We start from the raw sequence: 11,843 nt of genomic DNA, 5'->3' as shown, positions 1-11,843 counted from the left end.
CCGGCCCGCAACGGCCGTGACGACCCAATCCTGCCCCTGCCAGCCCCTCGACGGCGCATTTTGCGCCATTAATTCTTAAATCGTTATCACAGCCCTGCGGCACATGGTATGCCAACGGCCGAAATTGTGGCTACGACTTAGGTCCCCTTCATGCGCATCGCGACGTGGAACGTCAATTCGATCCGGCAGCGGCTCGAGCTCCTCCTCACTTGGCTTAAGGAGTGCTCCCCCGACATCGTCTGCCTGCAGGAAATCAAATGCACCGACGAAGCGTTTCCGCGGCTGGAGATTGAATCGCTCGGCTACAACGTCGTCACCCACGGACAAAAGACCTTCAACGGCGTCGCCCTGCTCTCCAAGCTGCCGTTCGACGAGACCAAGTCGGGCCTCGCCGGCGATGATGAGGATGCCCACGCCCGCTTCCTCGAAGGCGTCGTCACCCACAAGCACGGCGTGCTCAGGATCGCCTGCCTCTATCTGCCCAATGGCAACCCGGCGAATAGCGACAAATATCCCTACAAGCTCAAATGGATGTCGAGGCTTCTTGAGTATTCGAGGGAGCGACTTAAAGCGGAAGAGCCACTGATCCTTGCCGGCGACTTCAACGTGATCCCGGCGGCGTCGGACGTCTACAACCCGCCGGCCTGGGTGGAAGACGCCCTGTTTCGCCCGACCACCCGCGAAGCGTTCCAGTCCCTGCTCGGCCTCGGCCTGACCGACGCGCTGCGCGCCGTCACTGACGCGCCCGGCCAGTACACGTTCTGGGACTATCAGGCAGGAGCCTGGCAGAAAAACTGGGGCCTGCGGATCGATCACCTCTTGATGTCGCCCCAAGCCAGCGACCGGCTGACCCATGTCGGGGTCGACAGCTACGTCCGTGCCTGGGAAAAACCGTCAGACCACGTGCCGGTGTGGGCCGATCTCGACTTCGAGGCTGCGTAAAAACGGCACTCTCGCCCTCCCCGCTAACGCAAGAGGAAGTGCGGCATCCAATCGCGGAGGATGCAATGCGACCCAATCTCGGCTAGTCGCGGCGGCCCTGCACCCAGTGCTCGAGCATCTGCAGCGCCATCGCACGGTCGTCGTCGGAGGCCTTGGCGAACGCGCGGTTATAGCTTTCCTTGATCCACATCTCGTCGGGAGCGGCGCTGTCGCGGGCGAGCGTCAGCCACATCAGTCCGCGGGCCCGCTGCGGCGGCAGCCTGTCGCCGTTGAACAGCATCTGGCCGAGCAGCGCCTGGGCCTGGTGCTGGCCCTTCTGGGCCGCAAGACCGAGCCAGCGCGCGCCATAGCGGAAATCTTCCCGCGAGGCGTCCGGCGTCTTCAGATAGAGCCGGGCGAGGTCATACTGGGCGTCGGCATTGCCGAAATAGGACGCGGCATAGGAGAACATCTCCCGCGCCCGGTCGGTGTCCGCCTTGATCTTCGAGTTCGGAATGCCGTTGAGGTAATAGCGCCCCAGCGCCACGAAGGCCTGGGCCACGATCGTCGCCTGCGGCGCCGACGGGCTGTCCTCGGCATGCGCATTGGCGATGCGGCTGAAATATTCGAAGGCGCGCAGATCGTCCTGGGCGACACCGTCGCCTTCGGCATACATCCGGCCAAGCTTCCACTGGGCGAAGGGATGGCCGCCCTCTGCGGCAAATTGCAGCGACGAGAAGGAACTCGTGGAATTGGCGGCGTTCGCCGTGGGCGGCGGAACCGCGATCCGCTTCAATCCGCCCCCAGCGCTGGGCTGAGGGGAAACCATCGGCAGCGTGGCGTCCGACGGATTGACCGGGGCGCCGTCAAACGCGAATCCGGGGCCCGCCACCGGAATGGCCCCTAAAATCAACGCAATAATCGTACGCTCAAATGTCCGCATAACACTGTTTCTCGTGCGCGCCACCCGGATGGGTGATCGCGCCATCCACCGCAGGCCCGACCTGCTGGGCATACTTCCACAGCGCACCAGATGTCTGGTTAGTCGCGCGAGGAGCCCATTTGGTCTTGCGTTCGGCGAGCTCGGCGTCGCTCAACTTTACGTTAAGAGTCCCGGCCACCGCGTCGATCTCGATGATGTCGCCGTCCTGAAGCAGCGCGATCGGTCCGCCGATGGCGGCTTCCGGCCCGACATGGCCGATGCAGAAGCCTCTCGTGGCGCCCGAGAACCGGCCGTCGGTGATCAGCGCGATCTTGCCGCCCATGCCCTGCCCGGTCAGCGCCGCCGTCGTTGCCAGCATTTCCCGCATGCCCGGACCGCCCTTCGGCCCCTCATAGCGGATGACGATGACCTCGCCTTCCTTATAGGTCCGCTTCTGGACCGCCTCGAAGGCGTCCTCCTCGCGGTCGAAGCAACGGGCAGGCCCGGTAAACTTCAAGTTCGACATGCCCGCGACCTTCACGATCGCTCCTTCCGGCGCAAGATTACCCTTCAAGCCGACGACACCGCCGGTGACGGTGATCGGCTTGTCCGCCGGACGGACCACGTCCTGATGCGGATTCCATTTCACGCTTTTGAGGTTTTCGGCGATCGTTCGGCCCGTCACGGTCAGGCAATCGCCGTGGAGGTAGCCGTTATCGAGCAGCGTCTTCATCAGCAGCGGGATGCCGCCAGCTTCAAACATGTCTTTGGCAACATAACGGCCGCCCGGCTTCAAATCAGCGACATAGGGAGTCTTTTTGAAGATTTCCGCCACGTCGAACAGATCGAACTTGATGCCGCATTCATTGGCGATCGCCGGCAGATGCAGCCCGGCATTGGTCGAGCCACCGGAGGCCGCGACCACGGCCGCAGCGTTCTCCAGGGATTTACGGGTGATGATGTCGCGCGGCCGGATGTTCTTGGCGATCAGCTCCATGATCTTCTCGCCGGCGGCGGCGCAGAACGCGTCGCGGATCTCGTAAGGCGCCGGCGCCCCGGCAGAATACGGGAGTGCGAGCCCGATCGCTTCCGACACGGTCGCCATGGTGTTGGCGGTGAACTGGGCACCGCAGGCACCGGCCGAGGGACAGGCCACCCGCTCGATCTCATCAAGGTCGGCATCCGACATGGTGCCCACCGAGTGCTTGCCGACGGCTTCGAACATGTCCTGGACGGTGACCTGCTGGCCGCGGAAATTGCCGGGAAGAATCGAGCCGCCATAGATGAAGATCGAGGGCACGTTGAGGCGGACCATCGCCATCATCATTCCGGGCAGCGACTTGTCGCAGCCGGCGAGGCCAACCAGAGCGTCATAGGCGTGGCCGCGGACGGTCAGCTCGACCGAATCGGCGATGCATTCCCGAGATGGCAGCGACGAGCGCATGCCGTCATGGCCCATGGCGATGCCGTCGGTGACCGTGATGGTGCAAAATTCGCGCGGGGTGCCGCCGGCGGAGGCCACGCCCTTCTTCACCGCCTGAGCCTGGCGCATCAGCGAGATATTGCAGGGCGCGGCTTCGTTCCAGCAGGAGGCCACGCCGACGAACGGCTGGTGGATCTGCTCGGTGGTGAGCCCCATGGCATAGAGATACGAGCGGTGCGGGGCGCGCTCGGGGCCCTCCGTCACGTGGCGGCTTGGCAGCCTGTTCTTGAGATTGGTCTTGGCGTCCATCGCGAACCCAGTTTCCCTAGCCATCTCTGCCTTGACCCGGGAAATGGTGATCTTCCCTTCGCTTCGCGAGTGCCGTGGCTTTAGCCTTACGAAGCATCATTTCATGCAGGGGTGTGGCCAAAAAGCGGCGCATGCAACACCCGGCTGATCAAACGGTTAAATCTTAGAGAACTGTTGCCTCATCGCAACAAACGTTGCCCCGCAGCAACCATTTGGACGGGTTCCTGGCGCCTAGCAGGCGTTTTTTGGGCACGCGACTGGCATCACAGGAGAAGCAATTCTGGCCACGTAGTGGGTTTGGCTTCGCCCGACTCATCCGGCGATTCTCGCTCTGTGGTCGCTGCCAAAGCGAGGTCCCATAACGACCAGAGGTTGACGTGATGCTAGCAAGCGGCCACCCGCTCGGCGCATCACCAGCGCCTGTTGTTATGGATCCTGGTCAAGCCAGGGACAGTTCTCCCCTCTCCGCTGTCATCGTCCGCGAAGGCGGACGATCCAGTATTCGACAGCAGGCAGTGCTTGCGTTCGGACGCCGCCGGTTACTGGATGCCCGCCTTCGCGGGCATGACGCTGGAGGAGGAGGCGAGTTCCCCTTCTCGCGAGGCGATGCGCCCGAGGTTACACCTCGCTTCACCTCTCTTTGGCCAAGATTGTCGGCTGAGTTCGCGCCGCTCGCGTCTGTTCGGTGGGAGGCATCACACGACGACGCGATCATTGGCAGATGCGAAGTTCCATCTCGATCAGTCCGCAATTCAACCGCGGTTAGAGTTCCATTCACGTCAGCGTTTTTTGCGCTCTGTGGCTTGAGCGCGACAGTTGCGAATCGACGCTGTGATAACCTTAGGTCACTCAAGCCGCACGGTTTGCGACTTGGTTTGTCTAATGGTTCGCAGGGGGACCATGGAATGAACCAGTGCTTACGTTCGCTGTCTTGTCTCCTCACCGTGGCTGTGCTCGCGCTATTCTCGACGGATGCGACGGCACGCTCGAGCCACAAGCAAGCGCACATCAAGAAGACGAACGACGCGAAGGCGACGAAGGGGCGCAACCAGCGTGATGCCTCAGTCGGAAAACGCGGACGTGGCAAGCACGCCGATGCGCGCCGCAAGTCGAAGAAATCGAAAGACGCATCCGCGAAGGAAGCTCCTGCGCCGACGCCGGCACTGTCAGGCGATCTCGCACTGGTCAAAGACGGGATCGATCTGGCGCGCAAGGCGAAGACGGAAGAGGCGACCGCCACCAGAGACAAGATCACCGACCCGGCGGGCCAGAAGCTGGTCGAATGGTACATCCTGCGCCACACGGAGACGACGGCGAATTTCAGCCGCTATGTGGCGTTCATGGCCGCCAATCCGGATTGGCCGAGCATGGCGCTATTGCGCCGCAAGGCCGAGGGGCGGCTGTGGCAGGAGCGCAGTGACGCGGTCACGGTTCATCGCTTCACCCGCGATCGGCCCACCAGCGCCAAGGGCAAATTCGCGCTGGCGCGGGTGCTCCTGACCGAAGGCGACCGCGATGGAGCTGCGCGTCTGGTGGGCGACGCCTGGCGCTCGGATGAATTGTCGGATCGGCTGGAAGGCGACGCGTATGAGCTGTTCGGCGATCTCCTCACCCGCGAGGATCACCGCGCGCGCATGGACAAGCGGATCGGCGCCAAGGATCTTGCCGGCGCCAAGCGCGCGGCGCAACGGCTTGGCAGCGACGAGCTTGCGATCGTGAAGGCCTGCGGCGCGGTGGCCGCGAAATCGAGCAAGGCGCTCGACCAGCTCAACGATGTCGCGACTGAGGCCCGCAAGGATCTCGGCTACACGCTTTGCCGCCTGCAGTGGCTGCTCGGCGAGAACCGGGTTGATGACGCAGCGGACCTGGTGCTATCAGCCGCGCCCGAGACCATGGCGCTGCAGGACACCGATCAATGGTGGCGCGAGCGGCGCTCGCTGGCGCGCAAGCTGCTCGATCAGGGCAAGTTCCAGACCGCATACCAGGTTGTCGCCGCCGCCGCGCTGCCGGCCAACGAATATTACCGTGCTGATTTCCACTCCACGTGCGGCTGGATCGCCTTGCGCTATCTCGACGATCCCGTGACGGCGGCGACGCATTTCGCGCGCATCGACGAAGGCGCGGCAAATCCGATCGTGCTGGCGCGCGCCAACTACTGGCGCGGCCGCGCCGCCGAAGCGCTCGGAGAAAAGGACGCGATGCGCGCCAGCTTTGAGGCTGCCGCGCGCTACCCGACCGCCTATTACGGACAGCTCGCGCGCGCCAAGCTCGGCCTTGATGCGATCGAGCTGCGGGCGCCCTCGCCTGCTGCTGCCGCCGACGATACGGCTGCCGTAGACGAGCGCGTGCACGCCGCCGATATGCTCTACCAGATCGGCGAACGCGACGTGGTGCTGTATTTCGCCGCCGATCTCGGCGAGCAGAGCACGGATGTCCCCATGCTCAACGCGCTCGGCGAGCTCACCGCCCGCCGCAACGATGCGGCCACCATGCTGCAGCTCGGCAAGCTGGCGCTGGGGCGCGGCCTTGCACTCGATCAATACGCCTTCCCGACCATCGGGATCCCCCAACATACCCAGGTCGCGCCCGAGATCGAGCGCAGCATGATCTATTCGGTGGCGCGCACCGAGAGCGCGTTCGATCAGCGCGACAAGTCGCCGGCCAATGCCGTCGGCCTGATGCAGGTGACGCCGGAAGCCGGCCGCGACACCGCCAAGCGCTTCGGCGTGACCTATGACTGGGACCGGATGGTTTCCGATCCCGTCTACACACCCAGATGGGCGCCGCCGAGCTCAGCGCGCTGCTCGCAGATTACAAGGGCTGTAACATCATGACGTTCGCCGGCTACAACGCCGGCCGCGGCCGGGTCCGCGACTGGGTGAAGGCCTATGGCGACCCGCGCGATCCGAACGTGGATCCGGTCGATTGGGTCGAGCGCATTCCGATCTCCGAGACGCGCAACTATGTGCAGCGCGTGATGGAGAACTTGCTGGTCTACCGCGAGCGCTTTAACAGCAGCACGGCGGTGGCAACAAAGACCGATCAACGCGTGGTTACGCAGGAGACGAACGCCGCGGCACCGGCGACCGCGGCTGCAGGCGCTGCGCAGTGATTTCCGTTGCGGCTCGCGCTCTGCCAGACCTTCATGGTGAGGAGCGCGCAGCGCGTCTCGAACCATGAGGCCCCTATCTGGCCCGCGGCGGCCCATCCTTCGAGACGCCTGCTTCGCAGGTTCCTCAGGATGAGGATCTCACGTGCGGCAGCGCGCGAGCTTCGTAGCCCGGGTGGAGCGTCAGCGTAACCCGGGGCCGCTCGTACACGTTGATGGAGGTGTCCCGGGTTGCGCCTCGCTTCACCCGGGCTACTCGCTACGATTTCAATCCACCTTCACGTCGGCGGCTTTGATCATCGGCCACCATTTTGCGATCTCGGCCTTCTGCCAGGCGCCGAGGGCTTCGGGCGCGAGCTGGTTCTTCGGCGGCATGCGCAGGCCGAGGTTTTCGAGCTGCTTCACGACCGCGGAATCGTTCAGCGCCTCCACCGCCGCGGCATTCAGCTTGGCGACGATCTCCTTCGGCGTACCCTTGGGTACCCAGAGGCCGGACCACAGCGTCATGTGGAAGCCCGGCAGGCCGGCTTCATCGGTGGTTGGGACCTCGGCCGCGGAGTCGACGCGCTTGTCGTCGGTCACGGCATAGGCGCGGATGGTGCCGCCGCGGACCTGGTTGATCGAGTTGGAGGTCTGATCGATCATGATGTCGATCTGTCCCGCGACAAGGTCGTTCAACGCCGGCGCTGTCCCGCGATAGGGCACATATTGCAATTTGATGCCGGCGACGTTCTCGAAATAGAGCCCGGCGATGTGGCTGCCGGAGCCGGCGCCCGCAGTGCCCGCGGTCGGCGGCGACGGGCGCGACTTCAGCCAGGCCAACAATTCGCTCAGCGATTTGGCGGGGATCGCATTCTTGCTGACGATGATCATCGGGTTGCTCGGCAGCAGCACCACGGGATCGAGATCGGCGACGAGGTCATAGCCGAGCTTGTAGACGGCGCCGTTGGCGACATGCGTGCCGAGATGGCCGAAAGAGATGGTGTAGCCGTCCGCCGGCGAGCGCACCGCGCGGCCGACGCCGATCGAGCCGCCCGCCCCCGTCACGTTCTCGATCAGGAGGGTCTCACCGAGCGAGGCCTTCATCCGCTCGGCGAGGATACGCGCCATCGCATCCGACGGCCCGCCAGCCGAGAACGGCACGATGACGGTGATCGGATGCGAAGGATAGTTTTGGGCGACGGCGGTGCCGCCGAACAAGAGAACTGCCAGCATCGCCAGAACTATTCTTCGCATCGCTCCCTCCCCTGTAAAGAAAGCCGTGCTCGGCTTGTTCTTATTTGGACATGGTCAACTCAACAGAACGGCCCCCGCTTTTTTCTAATTCCTTAGAATTGCGCGAAGTCGATCGGCTTGAAACGATCGAGCGTGCGCGTGACCGGCGGCAGCGGATATTTAAGGCCTGTCGCGCAATTGAACAGCATCACGCGATCGTTTTTCGTGACGCGTCCGTCGGCGAGGCTTTGCTTGTAGGCGGCGTAAGTGGCCGCGCCCTCGGGGCAAAGCAACAGCCCCTCCTCGCGCGCGACTTCGCTCAGCGCAGCAGAAATCTTCTCGTCATCGACCGCAATTGCGAAACCTTTGCTCTCGCGGACCGCGCGCAGGATCAGAAAATCTCCGATCGCCTGTGGCACGCGGATGCCGGAGGCGATGGTGTGCGCGTCTTCCCAGCGTGTCGCATGCTCGGTGCCTGCTTCAAAAGCACGCACCATCGGCGCGCAGCCGGAAGCCTGCACCGCGACCATGCGCGGGCGCTTGCTGCCGATGAAGCCGATCGCCTCCAGTTCGGCAAAGGCCTTCCACATGCCGATCAGGCCGGTGCCGCCGCCGGTCGGATAGAAGATCACGTCGGGCACGTCCCAGCCGAGTTGTTCGGCGAGTTCGAGCCCCATCGTCTTCTTGCCCTCGATCCGGTACGGCTCCTTCAGGGTCGACGTGTCGAACCAACCGACCTTGGCCTTGCCCTCGCCGACGATCTTGCCGCAATCGTCGATCAGGCCGTTGACGCGATAGACGGTCGCGCCCTGCAGCTCGATCTCGCTGACATTCACCTCCGGCGTGTCGGCCGGGCAGAAGATCGTGGTCTTGATGCCGCAAGCGGTAGCGTAAGCGGCGAGCGCAGCACCGGCATTGCCGTTGGTCGGCATCGCCATGTGCTTGATGCCGAGCGCCTTGCCCATCGACACCGCCATGACAAGCCCGCGCGCCTTGAACGAGCCGGTCGGCAGCCGCCCCTCGTCCTTCACGATGATCTCGCCGCCGCCGAGCTTGGCGCCGAGCTTCGACAGCCGGATCAGCGGCGTCGTCACCTCGCCGAGGCTGACGATGTCCTTGCACTGGCGCACCGGCAACAATTCGCGATAGCGCCACATCTCGGCGGGACGCTCCTTCAGCGCATCCTTGCTCAGCGCCTTCTTCACGCCCGCAAGGTCGTAGCGCACCAGAAGCGGCTTGCCGGCCTTGGAGAGGTTGTGCACCTGGTCGGCGGGATAGTGATCCCCCTCCATCGCGCATTCGAGATGGGTGACGAAGGTCGGGCGTACGATGGTGAGGTTGTCGTTGTCTTTCACGATTCGCCGTCCCTTCCGTTACATGTTGAGGACGCGCCCATAGGCGTCCAGCACCGCTTCCTTCATCATCTCCGACAGCGTCGGATGCGGGAAGATGGTGTGCATCAGCTCTTCCTCTGTCGTCTCGAGGTTCATCGCGATCACATAGCCCTGGATCAGCTCGGTGACCTCCGCGCCGACCATGTGGGCGCCGAGAAGCTGGCCGGTCTTCTTGTCGAAGATCACCTTGACCATGCCCTGGTCCTCGCCGAGCGCGATCGCCTTGCCGTTGCCGACGAAGGGGAAGCGGCCGACACGAATGTCGCGTCCGGCTTCCTTGGCCTTGGCCTCGGTCATGCCGACGGACGCCACCTGCGGATAGCAATAGGTGCAGCCGGGGATCATGTTCCTGTCCATCGGGTGCGGATGCAGGCCCTTGATCGCCTCGACGCAGATGATGCCCTCATGCTCGGCCTTGTGCGCGAGCATCGGAGGACCGGCGACGTCGCCGATCGCATAGATGCCGGGGACGTTGGTCCGGCAATAACCGTCGATGGCGATGATGCCGCGCTCGGCCTTCACGCCGAGCTTCTCCAGCCCGATGCCTTCGACATTGCCGACCACGCCGACGGCCGAGATCACGCGGTCGAACTCGATGGTCTGCGGCTTGCCCTTGCCGTCGTCGATGGTCGCGACCACGCTGTCGCTCTTCTTGTCGAGCTTTGTCACCTTGGTGTTGGTGAAGATCTTGATGCCCTGCTTCTCGAACGCCTTGTGCGCGAATTTCGCGATTTCGGTGTCCTCTACGGGCAAGATCTGCGGCAGCACTTCGACGACCGTCACCTCCGCGCCGAGGGTGCGATAGAACGAGGCAAACTCGATGCCGATCGCGCCGGAGCCGATCACCAAGAGCGATTTCGGCATCTTGTCCGGCACCATCGCCTCGAAATAGGTCCAGACCAGCTTCTTGTCGGGCTCGAGTCCCGGCAGCACGCGCGGCCGCGCGCCGGTCGCGATGATGATGTGTTTTGCCTGGTAGGTCCCCTCACCGAGCGCGCCCTTCGGCGCCTCGACGGAAGACTTCTTGACCGTCAGCTTGCCGGGCGCATCGATCGTCGCTTCACCCCAGATCGTCGTGATCTTGTTCTTGCGGAACAGGAAGCCGACGCCATCGTTCAGCCGCTTCACCACGTTGCGCGAACGCTGCACCACCGCCTTCGGATCGAACGAGATGTTCTCCGCCGACAGCCCGTAGTCCTTGGCGTGCTGCATCAGATGATAGACTTCCGCCGAGCGCAGCAGCGCCTTGGTCGGGATGCAGCCCCAATTGTTGCAGATGCCGCCGAGATAGGCCTTTTCCACCACCGCAGTCTTGAAGCCGAGCTGCGCCGCGCGGATCGCGGTGACATAGCCGCCGGGGCCGGCGCCGATGATGATAACGTCGAAGGAAGTGTCAGCCATCACAAATCCGATCTAGCCAGAGCAACCAGGAATCCGGTCCATCCAAGCGCAAGCAGCCCGGCGCCGCCCAGCATGATCCGGAACTGGGTCGTCGATGCCAGATCACGCGCGCGGACGATCAGCGCAGCAATCGCCAGCGCTATTGCAAGAACATAGGGACCATAGAGCAATGCGTTAGACGTCACGCATCACACCATCATCATGACGGGGTTTTCGATGAGCTGCTTGAAGGCGCCGATCAGCTCGGCGCCGAGCGCGCCGTCGATCGCGCGATGGTCGCAGGACAGCGTCACGCTCATGATGCTGGCGATCTCGATCTTGCCATTGCGCACCACCGGCCGTTCCTCGCTGGTGCCGACGGCGAGGATCGTCGCATGCGGCGGGTTGATCACGGCGGTGAAGTGGTTGATGCCGTACATGCCGAGGTTGGAAATGGCGGTGGTGCCGCCCTGATACTCTTCCGGCTTCAGCTTGCGCGCACGGGCGCGGGCGGCAAAATCCTTCATCTCGCTCGATATGACCGACAGCGTCTTGGTTTCCGCTTTCCGGATGATCGGCGTGATCAGGCCGCCCGGCATCGCCACCGCCACGCCGATGTCGGAATGCTTGTGCTTGACCATGCCGCCTTCGGTCCAGCTCACATTGCAGTTCGGGATCTTCTGCAGCGCGACCGCCATCGCCTTGATGACGAAGTCATTCACCGAGAGCTTGTAGAGCGGCTTCTTATCGGCATCCTTCGGGGCGGCGGCGTTGATCTCCTCGCGGGCGGCGAGCAGCTTGCCGATGTCGCAGTCGATCGTCAGATAGAAATGCGGGATCTGCTGGATCGACGCGGTCAGGCGCTGCGCGATGGTGCGGCGCATGCCGTCATGCGGCACGATCTCATAAGAACCCGGCTCGAACAGCGCGAGGATCTGCTGATCCGACATTGACGGCGCGATCGACGGCGTCGTGCTGGGCGCGGCCGGCGGCGCCTTCAGGCCCTTGCCGGATTTCGCCTCCTCGACGTCGCGCGCGATGATGCGGCCGTGCGGCCCGGTGCCGTTGATGCGCCCGAGCTCAATGCCGGCTCCCTTGGCAAGACGGCGCGCCAGCGGCGACGAGAAGATGCGGGCGTGGCCGTTGCCCTGGGGCGCCGGTGCTGCGGTT

Annotated in this window: 8 protein-coding genes and 1 pseudogene; 2 read left to right on the top strand and 7 right to left on the bottom strand. The window is 63.9% G+C overall.

Annotated features, from left to right (window positions below; translation table 11 throughout):
- Positions 1-150: 150 nt before the first annotated feature.
- Positions 151-942 carry an exodeoxyribonuclease III gene (gene xth, locus CWO89_RS13505; protein WP_130579143.1) on the top strand — a complete coding sequence of 264 codons (792 nt, stop codon included), beginning with the start codon at positions 151-153 and terminating at the stop codon, positions 940-942.
- 82 nt (positions 943-1,024) lie between these two features.
- Here xth and CWO89_RS13500 read toward each other — a convergent pair whose 3' ends face one another.
- Complete coding sequence (locus tag CWO89_RS13500) at positions 1,025-1,864, bottom strand: tetratricopeptide repeat protein (RefSeq protein ID WP_130579141.1); 840 nt, start codon at positions 1,862-1,864, stop codon at positions 1,025-1,027.
- The gene (gene ilvD / locus CWO89_RS13495; protein ID WP_130579173.1) at positions 1,851-3,575 is read right to left on the bottom strand and encodes a dihydroxy-acid dehydratase; all 1,725 of its coding nucleotides are present in this window, start codon (positions 3,573-3,575) and stop codon (positions 1,851-1,853) included. Before ilvD ends, CWO89_RS13500 begins: the two co-directional genes overlap by 14 nt.
- A 905-nt stretch (positions 3,576-4,480) precedes the next feature.
- On the opposite strand from ilvD, the pseudogene CWO89_RS13490 reads away from it, so the two are divergent.
- A pseudogene (locus CWO89_RS13490) lies at positions 4,481-6,687 on the top strand (lytic transglycosylase domain-containing protein).
- Between the two features lie 264 nt (positions 6,688-6,951).
- Here CWO89_RS13490 and CWO89_RS13485 read toward each other — a convergent pair.
- The 5 genes from CWO89_RS13485 to CWO89_RS13465 form a co-directional block, all read right to left on the bottom strand.
- Positions 6,952-7,920, bottom strand: coding sequence for a tripartite tricarboxylate transporter substrate binding protein BugD (locus CWO89_RS13485; RefSeq protein WP_130579139.1), 969 nt, complete (start codon positions 7,918-7,920; stop codon positions 6,952-6,954).
- A gap of 92 nt (positions 7,921-8,012) precedes the next feature.
- A complete protein-coding gene (locus tag CWO89_RS13480; RefSeq protein WP_130579137.1) occupies positions 8,013-9,254 on the bottom strand; it encodes a threonine synthase in 1,242 nt (413 codons plus the stop codon).
- 18 nt (positions 9,255-9,272) lie between these two features.
- A complete protein-coding gene (gene lpdA, locus CWO89_RS13475) occupies positions 9,273-10,694 on the bottom strand; it encodes a dihydrolipoyl dehydrogenase (protein ID WP_130579135.1) in 1,422 nt (473 codons plus the stop codon).
- Positions 10,694-10,879, bottom strand: coding sequence for a hypothetical protein (locus tag CWO89_RS13470; RefSeq protein WP_028167551.1), 186 nt, complete (start codon positions 10,877-10,879; stop codon positions 10,694-10,696). Before CWO89_RS13470 ends, lpdA begins: the two co-directional genes overlap by 1 nt.
- Before the next feature lie 3 nt (positions 10,880-10,882).
- Positions 10,883-11,843: 2-oxo acid dehydrogenase subunit E2 (locus CWO89_RS13465; protein WP_130579133.1), on the bottom strand; the 961-nt coding region annotated here is incomplete at its 5' end.

The sequence above is a fragment of the Bradyrhizobium sp. Leo170 genome (assembly GCF_004296405.1).
GTDB lineage: Bacteria > Pseudomonadota > Alphaproteobacteria > Rhizobiales > Xanthobacteraceae > Bradyrhizobium.
The sequence above is the reverse complement of the archived record's forward strand: the minus strand, read 5'-3'. Positions and strand labels throughout refer to the sequence as shown.

Coding starts and splice junctions, on each gene's coding strand:
- ilvD (WP_130579173.1), bottom strand. CDS start 3,575: ATGGACGCCAAGACCAATCTCAAGAACAGGCTGCCAAGCCGCCACGTG.
- lpdA (WP_130579135.1), bottom strand. CDS start 10,694: ATGGCTGACACTTCCTTCGACGTTATCATCATCGGCGCCGGCCCCGGC.
- CWO89_RS13500 (WP_130579141.1), bottom strand. CDS start 1,864: ATGCGGACATTTGAGCGTACGATTATTGCGTTGATTTTAGGGGCCATT.
- xth (WP_130579143.1), top strand. CDS start 151: ATGCGCATCGCGACGTGGAACGTCAATTCGATCCGGCAGCGGCTCGAG.
- CWO89_RS13485 (WP_130579139.1), bottom strand. CDS start 7,920: ATGCGAAGAATAGTTCTGGCGATGCTGGCAGTTCTCTTGTTCGGCGGC.